Annotated in this window: 16 protein-coding genes and 1 pseudogene; 9 read left to right on the top strand and 8 right to left on the bottom strand. The window is 67.3% G+C overall.

Going from position 1 to position 15,548, the window contains the following annotated elements:
* The first annotated feature begins 44 nt into the window (after positions 1-44).
* Positions 45-1,694, top strand: coding sequence for a glucose-6-phosphate isomerase (gene pgi, locus AB0I14_RS20575; RefSeq protein ID WP_358025342.1), 1,650 nt, complete (start codon positions 45-47; stop codon positions 1,692-1,694).
* Here the strand turns inward: pgi and AB0I14_RS20570 are convergent.
* The 4 genes and pseudogenes from AB0I14_RS20570 to AB0I14_RS20555 all read right to left on the bottom strand — a co-directional run.
* Positions 1,691-2,056 (bottom strand): hypothetical protein, encoded by a 366-nt coding sequence (locus tag AB0I14_RS20570; RefSeq protein WP_358025340.1) that lies wholly within the window; start codon positions 2,054-2,056, stop codon positions 1,691-1,693. The genes pgi and AB0I14_RS20570 overlap by 4 nt on opposite strands.
* A gap of 241 nt (positions 2,057-2,297) precedes the next feature.
* On the bottom strand, positions 2,298-3,047 hold the full coding sequence (locus AB0I14_RS20565; RefSeq protein WP_358025338.1) for an SDR family oxidoreductase: 750 nt from the start codon (positions 3,045-3,047) through the stop codon (positions 2,298-2,300).
* Positions 3,048-3,089: 42 nt separating this feature from the next.
* Positions 3,090-3,557 (bottom strand): zinc finger domain-containing protein, encoded by a 468-nt coding sequence (locus tag AB0I14_RS20560; protein WP_358025515.1) that lies wholly within the window; start codon positions 3,555-3,557, stop codon positions 3,090-3,092.
* 138 nt (positions 3,558-3,695) lie between these two features.
* A pseudogene (locus AB0I14_RS20555) lies at positions 3,696-3,956 on the bottom strand (DNA-formamidopyrimidine glycosylase family protein); the annotation flags it as partial.
* A gap of 40 nt (positions 3,957-3,996) precedes the next feature.
* Here AB0I14_RS20555 and AB0I14_RS20550 point away from each other — a divergent pair.
* The gene (locus tag AB0I14_RS20550) at positions 3,997-5,742 is read left to right on the top strand and encodes an FUSC family protein (RefSeq protein WP_358025336.1); all 1,746 of its coding nucleotides are present in this window, start codon (positions 3,997-3,999) and stop codon (positions 5,740-5,742) included.
* Here the strand turns inward: AB0I14_RS20550 and AB0I14_RS20545 are convergent.
* Both AB0I14_RS20545 and cobF read right to left on the bottom strand, forming a co-directional pair.
* Positions 5,713-6,096: a phage holin family protein gene (locus AB0I14_RS20545; protein ID WP_358025334.1), complete on the bottom strand. Its 384-nt coding sequence runs from the start codon at positions 6,094-6,096 to the stop codon at positions 5,713-5,715. The two genes, AB0I14_RS20550 and AB0I14_RS20545, sit on opposite strands and share 30 nt — an antisense overlap.
* Positions 6,097-6,102: 6 nt before the next feature.
* The gene (gene cobF / locus AB0I14_RS20540) at positions 6,103-6,888 is read right to left on the bottom strand and encodes a precorrin-6A synthase (deacetylating) (protein WP_358025332.1); all 786 of its coding nucleotides are present in this window, start codon (positions 6,886-6,888) and stop codon (positions 6,103-6,105) included.
* A 124-nt stretch (positions 6,889-7,012) separates the two neighbouring features.
* Between cobF and AB0I14_RS20535 the strand changes: the two genes are divergently transcribed.
* Positions 7,013-8,293: a diiron oxygenase gene (locus AB0I14_RS20535; protein WP_358025330.1), complete on the top strand. Its 1,281-nt coding sequence runs from the start codon at positions 7,013-7,015 to the stop codon at positions 8,291-8,293.
* Here AB0I14_RS20535 and AB0I14_RS20530 read toward each other — a convergent pair.
* On the bottom strand, positions 8,277-9,452 hold the full coding sequence (locus AB0I14_RS20530) for an MFS transporter (protein WP_358025328.1): 1,176 nt from the start codon (positions 9,450-9,452) through the stop codon (positions 8,277-8,279). The two genes, AB0I14_RS20535 and AB0I14_RS20530, sit on opposite strands and share 17 nt — an antisense overlap.
* 61 nt (positions 9,453-9,513) lie before the next feature.
* On the opposite strand from AB0I14_RS20530, the gene AB0I14_RS20525 reads away from it, so the two are divergent.
* Entirely contained in the window at positions 9,514-10,380 is an 867-nt protein-coding gene (locus AB0I14_RS20525; protein WP_358025326.1) for an LLM class flavin-dependent oxidoreductase, read from the top strand.
* Between the two features lie 209 nt (positions 10,381-10,589).
* Complete coding sequence (locus tag AB0I14_RS20520; protein WP_358025324.1) at positions 10,590-11,801, top strand: MFS transporter; 1,212 nt, start codon at positions 10,590-10,592, stop codon at positions 11,799-11,801.
* Here the strand turns inward: AB0I14_RS20520 and AB0I14_RS20515 are convergent.
* Complete coding sequence (locus AB0I14_RS20515) at positions 11,775-12,179, bottom strand: DUF5709 domain-containing protein (RefSeq protein ID WP_358025322.1); 405 nt, start codon at positions 12,177-12,179, stop codon at positions 11,775-11,777. The two genes, AB0I14_RS20520 and AB0I14_RS20515, sit on opposite strands and share 27 nt — an antisense overlap.
* A 440-nt stretch (positions 12,180-12,619) precedes the next feature.
* On the opposite strand from AB0I14_RS20515, the gene AB0I14_RS20510 reads away from it, so the two are divergent.
* The 4 genes from AB0I14_RS20510 to AB0I14_RS20495 all read left to right on the top strand — a co-directional run bounded on the left by AB0I14_RS20510 (position 12,620) and on the right by AB0I14_RS20495 (position 15,524).
* Positions 12,620-12,913, top strand: a complete 294-nt coding sequence (locus tag AB0I14_RS20510; protein WP_358025320.1) for a hypothetical protein — start codon at positions 12,620-12,622, stop codon at positions 12,911-12,913.
* A gap of 168 nt (positions 12,914-13,081) precedes the next feature.
* Positions 13,082-13,408: a hypothetical protein gene (locus tag AB0I14_RS20505; protein WP_358025318.1), complete on the top strand. Its 327-nt coding sequence runs from the start codon at positions 13,082-13,084 to the stop codon at positions 13,406-13,408.
* 43 nt (positions 13,409-13,451) lie between these two features.
* Complete coding sequence (locus AB0I14_RS20500) at positions 13,452-14,846, top strand: acyl-CoA dehydrogenase family protein (RefSeq protein WP_358025316.1); 1,395 nt, start codon at positions 13,452-13,454, stop codon at positions 14,844-14,846.
* A gap of 27 nt (positions 14,847-14,873) precedes the next feature.
* Complete coding sequence (locus tag AB0I14_RS20495; RefSeq protein ID WP_358025314.1) at positions 14,874-15,524, top strand: glyoxalase; 651 nt, start codon at positions 14,874-14,876, stop codon at positions 15,522-15,524.
* The last annotated feature ends 24 nt before the right edge of the window (positions 15,525-15,548 follow it).

The following is a 15,548-nucleotide window of genomic DNA, read 5'->3' as shown; positions in this document are numbered from 1 at the left end:
ATCATGTACACCTTCGAATCAAGCGCCGCACTAAGGTCGAGAGAATGAGTGCTGACATCTCCGCAACCCCCGCCTGGCAGGCTTTGTCGAAGCACTACGACGAGATCCGCGACATCCATTTGACGGAGCTTTTCGCCGAGGATCCGGCCCGCGGAACCGAACTTGTGTTGACCGTCGGCGATCTCTACATCGATTACAGCAAGCACCGCGTCACGCGCCGGACGCTGGAATTGCTGGCCGACCTGGCGCGCGCCGCCGGGCTGGAGGCCCGGCGCGATGCCATGTTCGCCGGGGAGCACATCAACACCTCCGAAAACCGCGCGGTGCTGCACACCGCGCTGCGGCTGCCCGCCGATGCATCGTTGACTGTTGACGGCCAGGACGTGGTGGCCGACGTGCACGAGGTCCTCGATCGCACGGGTGGGTTCACCGACCGGCTGCGCAGCGGCGAGTGGTCCGGCGCCACCGGCGAGCGCATCAAGACCGTGGTCAACATCGGCATCGGCGGTTCCGACCTGGGCCCGGTGATGGTGTACGACGCGCTGCGCCACTACGCCGACGCCGGCATCAGCGCCCGCTTCGTGTCGAACGTCGACCCCGCCGACCTGGTCGCGACACTCGCTGATTTGGACCCGGCCACAACGCTTTTCATCGTTGCGTCCAAGACGTTCTCCACGCTGGAGACGCTGACCAACGCCACCGCCGCGCGCCGCTGGCTGGCCGATGCCCTCGGCGAAGATGCCGTCGCGAAGCATTTCGTGGCGGTGTCCACCAACGCGAAGCTGGTGGGCGAGTTCGGCATCGACACCGACAACATGTTCGGGTTCTGGGACTGGGTAGGCGGCCGGTACTCGGTGGACTCGGCGATCGGGTTGTCCGTGATGGCTGTGATCGGCCGCGAGCGGTTCGCCGAATTCCTCGCCGGGTTCCACTTGGTCGACGAACACTTCCGCACCGCGCCGCTGGCCGAGAATGCCCCGGCACTGTTGGGACTGATCGGCCTGTGGTACTCGAATTTCTTTGGCGCACAATCACGTGCGGTGCTGCCGTACTCCAACGACCTGTCCCGGTTCGCGGCGTATCTGCAGCAGTTGACCATGGAGTCCAACGGCAAGTCGGTGCGTGCCGACGGCACCGCCGTCACCACCGATACCGGTGAGATCTTCTGGGGCGAGCCGGGAACCAACGGTCAGCACGCGTTCTATCAGCTGCTGCACCAGGGCACCCGACTGGTGCCTGCCGACTTCATCGGCTTCTCGCAACCCACCGACGACCTGCCCACGGCGGACGGCACCGGCAGCATGCATGACCTGTTGATGAGCAACTTCTTCGCCCAGACTCAGGTGCTGGCGTTCGGCAAGACGGCCGAAGCCATTGCGGCGGAAGGCACTTCGGCCGCGGTGGTGCCGCACAAGGTGATGCCCGGAAACCGACCGACGACGTCAATCCTGGCAACCAGGTTGACGCCGTCGGTGGTGGGTCAGCTCATCGCCCTCTACGAACACCAGGTGTTCACCGAGGGAGTGGTGTGGGGGATCGACTCCTTCGATCAGTGGGGCGTCGAGCTCGGCAAGACCCAGGCCAAGGCGCTGCTGCCGGTGATCACCGAATCGGAGTCACCGGGCACGCAGTCGGACTCGTCGACCGATGCGCTGGTGCGCCGGTATCGAGTCGAGCGCGGCCGCTCGGCTTAGGGCATCCCCGGAACCGTCGCGCAGCCCACGTTCGGGATACAGCCACTGGCACCACCCGGACCGGCCGTGCCGCCGGGGCCACCGGGAATCGCACCGGTAGCACCCTCGGGACCGGCAGCCCCGCCAGGACCACCGGGAATCACGCCACTGGCGCCACCCGGGCCGGCTGTACCGCCGGGGCCACCGGGAATCGCGCCGCTGGCACCGCCGGGACCGGCGGTGCCCATGTCGGCGCACGCGGTGCCGTCGGCATTCATGCACGGGGGCGGCGGAGGAGGGTCAGCCGCGGCAACCGGAGCGAATGCGACAGCCCCAGCCGCAGCGCCTGCAAAGAACATCGAGGCAATCAGTTTTGAGGTCATGACGGTGGTCTACCCAGCTTGGCCGGGCGCTGAAACCCCGGGGGTGTCGCGCAGCGGAAGGCGAGGGTGGTCTGCCCGCCTGTGAGCGACTTTTCAGCGACTTTCGCCACATACGTACCGTGGGCCGCTCTGACCCCACGACCAGTAAGTACTTGCGTCACTCCAGTCGGTTTCAGCATCTTCGGCAACAGATTCCGGGCTGCCCGCCTATCAGCATCTGGGTCGGGTGTGACGTCTGCGACTAGGCGAAACGCTTGGTGTACTTGGGCGGCAGCAATCGCAACACCTGGGTCAGCGGCGCCCACGGCCAGCGCGGCACGACGGCGCGACCCTTCTCCTTCTCGATGGCCTCGACCATGGCGCGCACGCCGGTCTCGTTGTCGACCATGAGCATCGTGGTCGCCGACTTGGCGGTCATCTCCGACTCGATGTAACCCGGCTCGATCACCGTCACCCGGATCGGGCCCTTGTCGTACTCGGCGCGCAACGACTCTCCCAGTGATGTCATCCCGGCCTTCGAAGCGCAGTAGGCGGCCTTGCCGCCGGGCACACCGGTGTTGCCCAGCACCGACGAGATCAACACGAGGTGACCGCTTCCGGACTTCTTGAACATCTCCAGCGCCGTCTCGATCTGTACCAGGCCGGCGATCAGGTTGGTTTCGATGGTGGCCTTGTTGGCCCACGGCTTGCCCTCGCCCAGCGGCCAGCCCTTGCCGATGCCCGCGTTGACGATCACGCGATCGATGCCGCCGAGTTCCTCGGACAGCTCGCCGAACACCCGTGGCACAGCCTCATGGTCGTTGACGTCCAACGCGGCGACCGCGACCTTGATGTAGGGGTGCCGGTCGGCCAGCTCGGCCTTGAGCTCGTCGAGCCGCTCGGTACGACGGGCACACAGCGCCAGGTCCCGGCCCTTGGCTGCGAATTGACGGGCCATGCCCGCGCCCAGTCCGGAGCTGGCACCGGTGATGAGGATCTTCTGACGGGTCATCGCTGCAGGATAACCGAGTTAGACAACTGTCAAAAACGCGGTCTACTTGAGCAGTCGCGACATCCGCCGGTCGGCCAGCACCTTGCCGCCGGTCTGACACGTCGGGCAGTACTGGAACGACTTGTCGGCAAAAGACACCTCCCGCACGGTGTCCCCGCACACCGGGCACGGCAGCCCGGTGCGGGCGTGTACCCGCAGGCCAGACCGCTTCTCCCCCTTGAGCGTCGCGGCCTGCTGGCCCACCGACCGCGTCACCGCATCGGTGAGCACCGAGATCATCGCGTCATGCAGCGCGCAGAGTTGGGCGTCGGTCAGCTTGCCCGCGGTCGCGAACGGCGACAGCTTGGCCACGTGCAGGATCTCGTCGCTGTAGGCGTTGCCGATCCCGGCGATCACCTTCTGATCGGTGATCACCGTCTTGATCCGTCCGCCCTGCCCGGCCAGCACACCGGCCAACCCGGCCGAATCCAGCGACAACGCATCGGGCCCGAGCGCCGCGATCTGCGGCACGTCGAGTGGATCGGAGACGATCCAGACCGCCAACCGCTTCTGCGTCCCGGCCTCGGTCAGGTCGAAACCCAGCCCGTCTCCAAGGTGCACGCGCAGGGCGATCGGCCCCTTGCCCGGCTTGAGCGGCGTCGTCGCCAGTTTGTCCGACCAACGCAACCAACCCGCCCGGGACAGGTGCGTGATCAGATAGAGAGGCCCCGACTCCGCGCCCAATTCGATACCGAGGTACTTACCCCAGCGGTTCGCTCCGGTGACGGTCTGGCCGTGCAACGCCGTCGTCGGCGGATCGAACGTCTTGAGCACCGACAGCGCGGACACGTCGATCCGGGTGACCACCCGGTCCGTCGCATGCCGGCGCAGATGATCGGCCAACGCCTCGACTTCGGGCAGTTCAGGCATGGCTCCAGTGTGTCAGCGAAACGCCGAGCATGCTGTAGACATGTCCAACCGGCCTGCTCCCCGAGCGACCAACCCGCTGCGGCACATCTTCGTGATCAACAGCGTGCCGCGCCGGTGGCCGTTCGCACTGCGCGCCGGAATCTGCATGGCCGTACCGGTTCTGGTGGGCTGGCTGGCCGGCGACACCACCGCCGGGTTGATCGCCACCATCGGCGGCTTCACCTCCCTGTACGGCAGTGGCCGCCCGTATCTGAACCGAGGCGGGTTCCTGGCGGTGGTCGTCGTGAGCTTCGCGGCCGCGGTGGCCCTCGGGGACTGGGCATCGTCGACACCCTGGCTCGGCGTGCTGACTGTGACGATGATCGCCGCGGTGGCCACCCTGGTCTGTCATGCCCTGAGCGTCGGACCACCCGGGGCCTACATGGTGGTGCTGGCGTGCGCGGCGGGCACCGGCACCCCGGCCACGCTGCACCTGAGCCCGGCTCATCACGCCACGCTGGTCCTCGCGGGCGGCGCGTTCTCCTGGCTGGTGCACATGTCCGGCGCACTGGTCCGTCCACGCGGACCGGAGAAGGCTGCGGTGGCCGCGGCTGCCGGCGCCGTCGCGGCCTACGTCGAAAACCCCGCAGCCGACACTCGACACCGGGCCGCGCTCCTGCTGCACACCGCGTGGGTCACGCTGGTCACTTATCAACCGGTGCAACCGAAACCGGACCAGGCGCTGTATCGGTTGCGGGTCGTCAACCGGCGGCTGCACGTGCTGTTCGCCGAGGCCATGCGCGCCGCCGACGCCGGTGAGCCGCTGGCATTCGACGGCGCCGCCCTGGCCCGCCATCTGGCCACCGTGCCCGCCGACGCGATCACCGATGAACATGGCGCCGAAGGAGTTCCGCTCGGCCGGCCCAGCGTCGTGCAACTGCTGCGCCGGGCGCTGACGCCGGGTTCGGTGTCGCTGCAACTCGCGGCGCGGGTCGCCGTCGCGGTGTTGTTCTCGGGCGTCATCGCCGTGCTGATCTCGCAGGCCCTGACCATGACCCACGCGTACTGGGCCATGGCCGCCGCGGTGCTGATGCTGCATCAGGGCTTCGACTGGCAACGCACCGTGGCTCGCGGGGTCGAACGGACGCTCGGCACGTGGCTCGGACTCGGCGTGGCCGGGGTGATCCTCGCGTTGCACCCGCAAGGTCTGTGGCTGGTACTGGTGATCGGTGCGCTGCAGTTCACCATCGAGATGTACGTGCTGCGCAACTACACTCTGGCCGTCGTATTCATCACGCCCGCCGCCCTCACCATCGCCTCCGGCGGCCAACCCGTCGACAATCTCGGCGAACTGCTGCTGACCCGCGGCAGCGACACCCTGATCGGATGTGCGGTTGCCCTGGCGGTGTACTGGGCGACCCAACGTCTGCGCCACCCGACCGGCCTGCCGAAGGCGATCACGGGCACGCTCGACGCGGTCACCGCGACCTTGCCTCACCTGGCGGCAGACGACGCCACGTCACCGGCCGCCCGCACCGAGCGGCGGGATCTGCAGCTGCGGGCGATGGAACTGCTGCCGGCCTATGACGCCAGTGTCGGCGGATCACCCGCGCAACGCCTTGGGGCCGAACGCATGTGGCCGACGGTCGTGGCCACCGAACAACTCGCCTACCGCACGCTGGCGGCCTGCTGGGGTGCCGAGCACGACGGCGACACCGAGGCCGGCGCCGACGCGGCGGCAGACACCGCGGCGGCGCTGACCGAGCAGGCGTGCGCCCTACGCGAGAGCCTTGACGAACGACAGTAGCCAGCTCACCAGCGACAGCACGATCGCCGCCCAGATGGCGGTCCACCAGAACTGGTCGATGTGCAGGCCCCAGTGCGTGGTGTGATCGGTGATCCACGAGGTGATCCACAGCATCAGCGCATTGATCACGATATGGATCAGGCCGAGCGTGAGGATGTAGAGCGGGATCGACAGGATCTGCACGATCGGCTTGACGAACGCGTTGACCAGACCGAAGATCACCGCGACGACGAAGATGATGCCGACCCTGGCGATGGTCGAGTCACCGCCGATGAAGTAGATCCCCGGCACGACGAGAGTGACCACCCAGAGCGCGAATCCGGTTATCGCGGCGCGCAGGAGAAATGAGCTCATGGCGGTCTAGTCTGCCGAGCGCAGTAGGTACGTGTCCATGATCCAGCCGTGACGGGTTCTGGCTTCGGCACGCGCAGCAACGATTTCGTCGCCGATCTCCTCGACCGTTCCCGCATAGAGCAACTCGTCAGGCGTACCCAGATAGGCGCCCCACCAGATCCGGGTCTGCGGCGGGCACTGCGTAAACGTGCAGTCGGCGTCGAGCATCACCACGGCGCTTCCGGTCAGCCCGTGCTCCCGCAACTGGCGCCCGGTGGTGATCAGCACCGGTTCGCCGACGTCGTTGAGCGGGATACGGTGCCGTGCGGTCAGCACCTGGATCGCGGTGATGCCGGGGATGACGTCGTAGGTGAACTCGACGTGCTGCCCGACCATCTCCAGGATCCGCAGCGTGCTGTCGTACAGCGACGGATCCCCCCAGGCCAGAAAGGCCCCGACGCCGTCGGCGTCGAGTTCGGTTTCGATGGCCTCGGCCCAGATCCGGGCCCGCTCGGCATGCCAGTCCGCCACGACCTGGCGGTAACCCGGTGCGTCGTCGGCCGCGGCGCGCGGCGGGTCGACCAGCTCGACGAAACGGTAGCCGGGTTCGGTGATGAACCGGTCGCAGATCTGCTTGCGCACCGCGACCAGATCGTCGGCGGCTTCCGCCGTTTGTCCTCCTCGCGTGCGGGCCCGACGCGGGGCCTTGTCCATCGCGAAGAACACCTGGGTGTCGTTGAGCGCGGAAACGGCCTGGGCCGTGACGAAGTCCGGATCACCGGCTCCGATTCCGATGACATGGATGCGACGCACTGTCGAAGATTAACCGAACCGAAACCGGGGACCCCAAGTATCCGGTACCCGGGGTATTGACATCTTGCATTGTCGGTCCCTACCGTCGGAAAGAGGGGGACCACAAACGAAGGGAACGTCAACGGTGACAACTTCGGTCAGACCCGGCGGAGGCTCGGCCAACGCCGCGCGGCGGGATGCGTTCGCAGAACGCCTGCTCAAGGGTTCGGTTCGCAAGTCGTACGCGCCGGTGGTGGACATCGATTGGCAGGCGCCGATCGATCCGGACAAGTTCTTCTTGCCGCCGAGGATCGTGTCGCTGTACGGGACCCCGTTGTGGGACAGCATGTCCCGCGAGGAGCAGATCGAGCTGTCCCGCGAGGAGCTGGCCAACACCCTCTCGGCGGGCATCTGGTTCGAGAACATCCTCAACCAGTCGCTGCTGCGCAAGATGATGCACCAGGACCCCACCTCGAATTCCACGCACTACGAGCTCACCGAACTCGGCGACGAGACCCGTCACATGGTGATGTTCGGCAAGGCCATCGACAAGATCGGCGCCAAGCCGGTGCGGCCGCGGCTGTACCAGCGCATGATCATCAACTCGCTGCCGTTCGTCTTCCGCGGATCGGTGCTGTGGGTGGCCGCGCTGATCGGTGAGGAGATTTTCGACTCGCTGCAGCGGCAGATGATGGATGACCCCGAGTTGCAGCCGATGGTGCAGCGGCTCATGCGTATTCACGTCACCGAGGAGGCCCGCCACATCCAGTTCGCCCGTGACGGCCTGCGCCAGCGCACTCCGTCGATGCGTTGGTACCAGCGCGTGTGGGTGGCCAACCTGAACGGGGTCGGCGGGTTGTTCTTCCGCTACCTGTTCACCAACAAGGTGCAGTATGCGCGCGTCGGCCTGGACGCCCGCGCCGCCCGCCGGATGGCCCGGGCCAGCGCACACCGTCGCGAGGTGCAGATCTCCGGATTCGCCCCGCTGGCCGCCTTCCTCGAAGAGGTCGGACTGATGGGCCGCATCGGCCGCCGCATGTGGCGGCGCTCCGGCTTCCTGCCGGCGAAGACACCGCTGCGACTCACCGCGGCTGCCGGTTCCGGCGCGGGTTCCGAGGCCGACGTCACCGAAGAGGTGTACGACGGGCTCGCCATCCTCGACACCGGTGACGGCGATCGCCGGGTGAATGTGCGGCTGGCCGGCCACCTGGATCCGATCGACGGCAAGTACCACTGGCGCGGAACGATTCTCGATGCGCCCAGCACCGTCGCGGCCGGGCCGGTACGGCTGAGCATCGGCACCCGCACCGTCGACGCCCGCATCACCGAGCGCACCTCGCAGGGCACCCACTCGGTATCCGGCGTCGGCGAACCGCCGTTTGAGCTGGACGGCGCCGACGGGACAGACGTCAGCGTCGCCGGGTAAGTACCGAGCGGCCGAGTAACCCGACCGCGAACACTGCCCCGCAGATCCCTGAGATCAGCAGTGGCAGCTGGCCGGGTTGACCTGGAACAGCGGTCCAGAGCAGCCCGGCCCACACTCCGGCGCCCAGCATCGCGAATCCGCTGAGCCCCTGGAAGACTCCCTGCGCACTACCCTGCAGGTCGGAGCCGACCAACGAGGACACCCAAGCCTTGCTGACCCCGTCGGTGCAGCCGGTGAACAGGCCGTAGGCCCCGATCAGCAGCCAGGCCAGCAGCGGATCGGTCGTCAACCCCAGCCCGGCGTAGCCGATCGCGAAGAACACCAGGCCGATACCGAACACCGGCAGCCGGCCGATCCGGTCGGCCAGCAGCCCGGCCGGGAAACTGGAGACGGCGTACACCGCGTTGTAGGTGACGTAGGCCAGGATCACCTCGACGACCGAGAAGCCGATCTCGTTGAGCCTCAACAACAGCAGCGCGTCCGGGAAATTCACCAGGCCGAACGCCACCAGCACGGCCGTCACCCGCCAGTACCGTCCGGGCAGGTCGCGCACACGGGCGAACACCGGCTGGCGTTCCCTGCGCGGCTCGGTCCGACGTTTCTCGGCGACCAGGAACACCAGGGCGACGCTGAGCACCGCGGGCACCACGGCCACCCACAGCAGCGGCGCGATCTGATGGTCGAGCAGCTCATAGCCGGCCAACCCGAGCAGGGGCCCGACGACGGCGCCCATGGTGTCCATCGCCCGGTGGAATCCGAAGACCCGGCCGCGAGCGGCCTCGTCGACATCGGCGACCAGCAGGGCGTCACGTGGCGCGCCGCGGACACCCTTGCCGAGCCGGTCCACCACACGACCCGCGAGCACACCCGACCATGCGCTCGCCGCCGCGACCATGACCTTGCCCAGGGCTGCCATCCCGTAGCCGGTGGCGATCAAGGGGCGTTTGGAGAATCGGTCGCCGAGCGGGCCTGCGGCCAGCTTGGTCATCGCGGCCGCGCCCTCGGCGGCGCCCTCCACCGCACCGACCACCGCGGGCGGGGCACCGAGCACGGCCGTCAGATAGATGGGCAACAGCGGGTAGAGAAGTTCGCTCGCGGCATCCTGCAGGAAGGACACCGCCGACAGCACCCGGACGTTGCGGGTCAGCCAGGCAGGCACCCGGTCATCATGCCTGCCCGATCGGCCCCACGGAACTAGAACACGTTCTAGTGTGTACGCCATGCGGTTCACCTATGCCGAAGCCATGACCGATCCCACCTACTACATCCCGCTGGCCCAGGCGGCCGAGGCGGCCGGCTATCACGCCATGACGATTGCCGACAGCGTCGCCTACCCCTTCGAATCCGACTCCAAGTACCCGTACACCCCGGACGGCAACCGGGAGTTCCTGGACGGCAAGGCATTTGTCGAAGCCTTCGTGATGGCCTCGGCCCTGTGCGCGGTCACCACCACGCTCAAGTTCAACTTCTTCGTGCTCAAGCTGCCGATCCGCCCGCCCGCCCTGGTGGCCAAGCAGGTCGGCTCGCTCAATGCGTTGTTCGACAACCGGCTGGGGCTCGGGGTCGGCACCAGCCCGTGGCCCGAGGACTACGAGTTGATGGGCGTGCCGTTCGCTCGGCGCGGCAAGCGGATGGACGAGTGCATCGACATCATCCGCGGGCTGACCAGCGGTGAGTACTTCGAATACCACGGGGAGTTCTACGACATCCCCAAGACCAAGATGACCCCGGCGCCGTCGAAGCCGGTGTCCATCCTCGTCGGCGGGCACGCCGAGGCGGCCCTGCGCCGCGCGGCGCGCAACGACGGCTGGATGCACGGCGGCGGCAGCCCCGAGGAACTCGACAAGCTGCTGACCCGGCTGAACGAGCTCCGCGAGGAGGAGGGCCAGACCGGTCCGTTCGAGGTCCACGTGATCTCAGGCGACGCGTACAGCCTCGACGGCATCAAACGGCTCGAGGACAAGGGCGTCACCGACGTGATCGTGGGCTTCCGCGTGCCCTACATCATGGGCGACGACCCCGAGCCGCTCGATCGCAAGATCCGCCACCTGGAGAAGTTCGCCGAGAACGTCATCGCCAAGGTCTAGGGCGCTTTCATTGCGCCGTTTTCTACACCTGGGTCGTGTCCGGCGCCGACCGACAGCCCAGGTGTGGAAAACGGGACCATCGAACCGCGGCTTGAGGGAACACTCGCCGCCCCGTTAGCGTTGCACCCGCCGTTCTCGCCCAATGCTGCCCGAGAGCTCAGTCCGGCCACCCCCGAAAGCCGGAGACGCAAAACTCGGAAAGCCTGCGAATGACGACCTCCCTCGAACGTGCGCGCTCAATCGTCGCTCCCGACCCCACGGTGCGCCTGCTCGCAGTGTTCGCCCTGGCCCTCGGCGGCTTCGGGATCGGCACCACGGAATTCGTCGCAATGGGCCTACTGCCCGATATCGCGACGGGGTTCGGCATCACCGAGCCCACCGCAGGCCACGTCATCTCCGCCTATGCGCTGGGCGTCGTCGTCGGCGCGCCCGTCATCGCCGCCCTCACCGCGCGGTGGCCCCGCAAGGCTCTGCTGCTCACCCTCATGGCGGTCTTCACCCTCGGCAATGTGGCAAGCATGCTGGCGCCGACCTACCCGACCCTGGTGATCGCCCGGTTCGTCGCCGGCCTGCCGCACGGCGCGTTCTTCGGGATCGCCGCACTGGCCGCCGCCCACCTGATGGGTCCACAGAACCGGGCCAAGGCCGTGGCCTATGTGCTGTGCGGCCTGACCGTCGCGACGGTGCTGGGCGTCCCCTTGGCGTCCTGGCTCGGTCAGGCGCTGGGTTGGCGCAGTGCGTTCGGCCTGGTGGTCGGCATCGGCCTGATCACGCTGGCCGCTCAGTGGCGGTGGCTGCCCCGGCATCTGCGGTCCATGCACGTCACCAGTCCGCTGACCGAACTCAGTGCGCTGCGCCGACCCCAGGTGTGGCTCGCCGTGCTCGTCGGCATGATCGGCTTCGGGGGCATGTTCGCGGTCTACACCTACATCAGCACCACGATGACCGACGTGACCGGACTGCCGCGGTCACTGGTTCCGGTGGCGCTCATGGTGTTCGGCCTCGGCATGGTCGTCGGCAACCTGATCGGCGGCCGGTTGGCCGACATCTCGGTGGTTCGTGCGCTGTACCTGGCGCTGGGCTCGCTGGCGGTACTGCTGGCCGCGTTCTCGATGGGATCGCACAACCCGTGGACCGCGCTGCCGCTGTTGTTCGGTGTCGGTGTGGCGGGCTCGGCCGTCGGCCCCGCCCTGCAGACCCGGCTGATGGACGTCGCCCACGATGCGCAGACGCTGGCCGCCGCACTCAACCATTCCGCGCTCAACATCGGCAATGCCACGGGCGCCTGGGTGGGCGGTCTGGTGATCGCAGCCGGCCTCGGTTACACCGCGCCCGCCGCGGCGGGCGCAGTGCTGGCCGTCGGCGGCCTGCTGGTGTTCACCGTGTCGGTGGCACTAGAACAACGGACCGCTACCCGGTGACGAAGGCGGGATGATGTGGACCGCGGCCTCTTCGGCAGAGGCCGCACCGCCGTCGATGCCGACGTCAGTCCCGAGCAGCTCCGCCTCGTCGTCCACGCCGAACCCGGCGTTGGGGGCGACCAGGCGACCGGAACGCCGGTCCCCGACCTCGTCATCGCCGGCCTGCTCGTCGGGGTCGTCGGAATCGGCGAGCTGCATCGCGGGATCAGGCTCTTCCTCGGCCAGCAGCTCATCGAGGGTCTCGTGGTCGCGTGGTGCGCGCCAGCGATCGGGCGGCGAGTAACCCTCGTCGAGCAGATCGTCGACACCCCGGTCGAGCAGAGTGTCCTCTTGAGTCAACTGGTCGTCGTCATCGACGCTGTACCCGTCACTACTCATACTTCAACGATGGCACAGCTCGCGCTCACCTGAGCCCGTCTTCGCGGTCGGAGTGGTCACAGTGGTCGACTGATGATCTTCTTCATGATTTCGCTTGTACCACCGTGAATCTTGTTGACCCGCGCCGCCGCGTAGGCCCGCCCGTCGGGGGAAAACCCGACCCAGATCGTTGGCGGCCCTGGTACGTGAGATGCGGCTGGCGCCCCTCGTGGATGCGGTGTGGGATCGCGTGGACAGCTCCGAATCCCAGCGCAAGCCGCGACTCCGGATCACCGTTGAGGAGAGCTGAGCCGAAACCGTCCGGACACCGGCAATTCTGAGAAAATTCGCATATTCACCTGAGAATTCTGGAATTTTCGAACCTGATTCCCGATTAAACGTAATAGGTCATAACCCGGAAGTAGTGGGACTTCCGGCGGCCTGCAACGGAGGGTTGGGAAATGAAGTCATATACCATCGCCACATTAGTCGCGGGAACGCTCGCCGCGGGAACATTCCTCGGGGGCGTCGCCGCCGCCGCTCCGACCGGACAGTCGGCCGAACAAACCGTGAAAAGCCTCCAGACCAGCGGCTATCACGTCATCGTAAACCGCACCGGCGCGGCGCCACTGGCCAACTGCACCGTGCTCGGTGTGCGCCAGGGGCAGACCATCGCCACCAACGACTCCAGGGGCGGAAGTTCGATCAATACCACCGTCATTTCAAAGACGGCATACGTCGACGTCGCCTGCTGAGTGGGGAATAAAACCGGGCACGCATTTGTTGAAGCGCGAAACCGGATTTAACGGTTCGCGCGAAAATCAAGCCGACAATCGGCCGCACAATGTTGTGCGGCCGATTGTTTTGGGCTGAAGCCCGCGCGAGCGCTCGGCTTGTCGGTGGGTCGGCGTACGGTTCCGAACATGAGTTCGATAATGATTTCCGAGAGGGACATCGAGCGGACGATCGTCGGTGATGCCCTCGATCACCTGAACGCCGCCTGCAAGGAGATAGACGCGCTGGCGGTGCATGCCCTGTCGCGGGCGGAGCTCCACGAGGTTCTGAGCCGGCTCGACGCCGGTGAGAGACGACTGGCGACTGCTCAACAACGGCTGCTGGGGCGGATGGTCGCCACCGACAACGCGTCGCCGCCGCGGTTCGACCCGGCCGGGGTGCTCGCCAGGAGGCTCCGCATTTCGCCGGCCGAAGCGCGACGGCGAATCGCCGACGCCGGCCAGACGTCCGACTGAGGTCCACAAGTTCGGCGGCGTCCACAGCGGGTATCCCACCCGCGTGGCATTCGACATCACTCCTACCGCCGCTCAGCACGACCTGGCCCGCCGGACGCATCAGTTCGCCGAACAGGTGGTCCGTCCGGTCGCGGCAGACTACGACCAGCGGCAGGAGTTTCCGTGGCCGGTGCTGGAAGAAGCCGCGGCTCGGGGCTTCTACAGTCCGCTGTTCTACCGCGATCTGATCGGCGACCCGACCGGACTGTCGCTGCCGATGTTCATGGAGGAACTGTTCTGGGGCTGCGCGGGCATCGGGTTGGCCGTCGTCATGCCGGCCCTGGCACTGTCGGCGATCGGCCAGGCCGCCTCGCCGGAACAGATGTTGCGGTGGGCGCCCGAATGCTTCGGCACCCCGGGTGACCTCAAGCTGGCGGCATTGGCGATCTCCGAACCCGAGGGCGGCAGCGATGTGCGCAACCTGCGCACCTACGCCGTCCGCAGTGGCCCGGGGGCGGACGCGGACTGGATCATCAACGGCCACAAGATGTGGATCGGCAACGGCGGCATCGCCAATGTGCACGTGGTCAACGCGGTCGTCGACAAGGAGCTCGGCCACAAGGGGCAGGCGCTGTTCATCGTCGAGGGCGGCACACCGGGGCTGGAAATGGTGCGCAAACTCGACAAGCTCGGCTGCCGGGCCTCGCACACCGCCGAGCTGAAGTTCAACGGCGTCCGAGTTCCCGCCGACAATCTGCTCGGCGGTCAGGAGAAACTCGAGCACAAGCTGGCGCGAGCGCGCGAACTCGTCGCGGGCGCCCAGAATTCCGCCTCCGCCACACTGGGGACCTTCGAACAGACCCGGCCGATGGTGGCCGCGCAGGCCCTCGGAATCGCCAGGGCCGCACTCGAATACGTCACCGAATACGCGAACCGCCGGATTGCCTTCGGCGCTCCGATCATCGACAACCAGGGCATCGCATTTCCACTCGCCGACCTGGCTACTCAGATCGACGCCGCCCGGTTACTCACGTGGCGGGCATCCTGGATGGCCGCCACCGGGGTGCCGTTCGACCGCGGCGAGGGATCGATGTCGAAGCTGGCCGCCAGCGAGGTGGCAGTCCGCACCACCGAACAGGCCATCCAGACGATGGGCGGCTGGGGTTACGTCACAGATCATCCCGTCGAGAAGTGGTACCGGGATGCAAAGCTGTACACCATCTTTGAGGGCACCAGCGAGATCCAGCGCATCGTCATCGCGCATGCGCTCGGCGCCGCCGACGGCAAGCCGCCGCTGCACGTCGACCTGGAGCCGTCCGGCGGGCCGTTGAACCGCTGGTTCGGGCGCGGCACACCGCTGCGGACCCGGGCCGCCGATGCAGCGCTGTCGGCCAAGGATCACGTGCCCGAACCGGTGATGCGATTGGCGATGAGAGTTCTGCGTCCGCCCCGCCGGTGACAGCGGGCCGGATAAGATCCGACGTCGATGACCGTCACCATCGGCGAGCTCGAAGTCGCTGACCCACCAGACGCCTGGACCCGCGCGGGGTTCACCGTTGATTCCGGCGCGGGCGCCGATCCGATCTGCCGGGTCGGCGGCGTGCGCATTCGACTGGTCGGACGCGACCGCGGCACCGGCATCATCGGGTGGTCGTTGGGGGGCCTGCCGCCAGACGGGACCTTCGAAGACCTCGACGGTATCGCCACCACGCGATCGGATGCCGTCACCGCACAGCCGGCGACCCACCCGAACGGCGTCACCGCGATCGACCACGTCGTGCTGCTCTCCCCTGACCTGGACCGCACGGTCGCCGCGATGGCGCCCATCGGCGTGGACCCGCGCCGGGAACGGGACACCGAACTCGGCGGACGGCGGATGCGTCAGATCTTCTTCCGCTTCGGCGACGTGATCATCGAGGTCGTCGGTTCCCCAGAGACGGCGAGTGACGGCCCCTCGACGCTGTGGGGAATCACGTACGTGGTGGCGGACATCGACGGAACGGCCTCGTACTTCGGCGATCGCACCGCACCGGTCAAGGACGCGGTCCAGCCGGGGCGCCGGATCAGCACGCTCCGGCACCGCGACCTCGGTATATCGGTGCACACGGCGGTGATCTCGGCGACTCACCATCACTGACGTGTGTCGGGGCGCCGACCACTC

The sequence above is a fragment of the Mycobacterium sp. NPDC050441 genome (assembly GCF_040655355.1).
Lineage (GTDB): Bacteria > Actinomycetota > Actinomycetes > Mycobacteriales > Mycobacteriaceae > Mycobacterium.
Note: the sequence above shows the minus strand (reverse complement) of the source record. Positions and strands in the feature narration are given on the sequence as shown.

Coding starts and splice junctions, on each gene's coding strand:
- AB0I14_RS20495 (WP_358025314.1), top strand. CDS start 14,874: ATGACCGTCACCATCGGCGAGCTCGAAGTCGCTGACCCACCAGACGCC.
- pgi (WP_358025342.1), top strand. CDS start 45: ATGAGTGCTGACATCTCCGCAACCCCCGCCTGGCAGGCTTTGTCGAAG.
- AB0I14_RS20520 (WP_358025324.1), top strand. CDS start 10,590: ATGACGACCTCCCTCGAACGTGCGCGCTCAATCGTCGCTCCCGACCCC.
- AB0I14_RS20515 (WP_358025322.1), bottom strand. CDS start 12,179: ATGAGTAGTGACGGGTACAGCGTCGATGACGACGACCAGTTGACTCAA.
- AB0I14_RS20545 (WP_358025334.1), bottom strand. CDS start 6,096: ATGAGCTCATTTCTCCTGCGCGCCGCGATAACCGGATTCGCGCTCTGG.
- AB0I14_RS20550 (WP_358025336.1), top strand. CDS start 3,997: ATGTCCAACCGGCCTGCTCCCCGAGCGACCAACCCGCTGCGGCACATC.
- AB0I14_RS20565 (WP_358025338.1), bottom strand. CDS start 3,047: ATGACCCGTCAGAAGATCCTCATCACCGGTGCCAGCTCCGGACTGGGC.
- AB0I14_RS20510 (WP_358025320.1), top strand. CDS start 12,620: ATGAAGTCATATACCATCGCCACATTAGTCGCGGGAACGCTCGCCGCG.
- AB0I14_RS20570 (WP_358025340.1), bottom strand. CDS start 2,056: ATGACCTCAAAACTGATTGCCTCGATGTTCTTTGCAGGCGCTGCGGCT.
- AB0I14_RS20505 (WP_358025318.1), top strand. CDS start 13,082: ATGAGTTCGATAATGATTTCCGAGAGGGACATCGAGCGGACGATCGTC.
- AB0I14_RS20525 (WP_358025326.1), top strand. CDS start 9,514: ATGCGGTTCACCTATGCCGAAGCCATGACCGATCCCACCTACTACATC.